The organism is Streptococcus caledonicus (assembly GCF_042656225.1).
GTDB classification, from domain to species: Bacteria; Bacillota; Bacilli; order Lactobacillales; family Streptococcaceae; genus Streptococcus; species Streptococcus caledonicus.
In genome coordinates, this window is sequence record NZ_JBHSOJ010000016.1 from 331,817 (window position 1) to 332,355 (window position 539).

A 539-nucleotide genomic window follows, 5' to 3' on the forward strand; every position below is an offset into this window, starting at 1 on the left:
TCAACTTAGCCACTTTTTCTTGGTCACTGTCTCCTAGAGAGAGTTGTTCGATACGATTATCAAAGCGTTCGATCTGGTCAACTAGCTTTTCGTAGCTGAGGAAATATTCGGTTAGGATTTCAGCATACAATCCTACTGGTTGGAGCGACTGAAGCCATTTCACGTGCTTCTGAGTCCAGTGACTGGCACCGTCTGTATATCGAAACTCATGGCGAAGACAGAAGGCTAAAATCTGTTGCTTGATTTTCTTGAGAGACAATTGATGGTCTGTCCTCATTCGGATATACTTTTTTGACTTGTTCATCCTCTGCCGATGGAATATGGACGGGACTATAACTTCTAAAAGCCAGAGCCTTAGCAATGGTCGCTGCATCTTTTTTATCGGTTTTGACACGTCTGCGACCTTCAATCATCATAGTTGTTGGTGCCCTGACAACACAAGGAATCCCTTGAGCTGGTGATACAAGGTAAACCACAGAGAACCTCTGCCTTTTCTCCATAAAGTCGTCGTAGTTCTTGGATATAGTTCACGATGTAAG

At 43.6% G+C, this 539-nt stretch carries 1 pseudogene; it reads right to left on the reverse strand.

The features are described from left to right. Window positions 1-539: pseudogene (locus ACFPQ3_RS11825) on the reverse strand (IS110 family transposase); the annotation flags it as partial.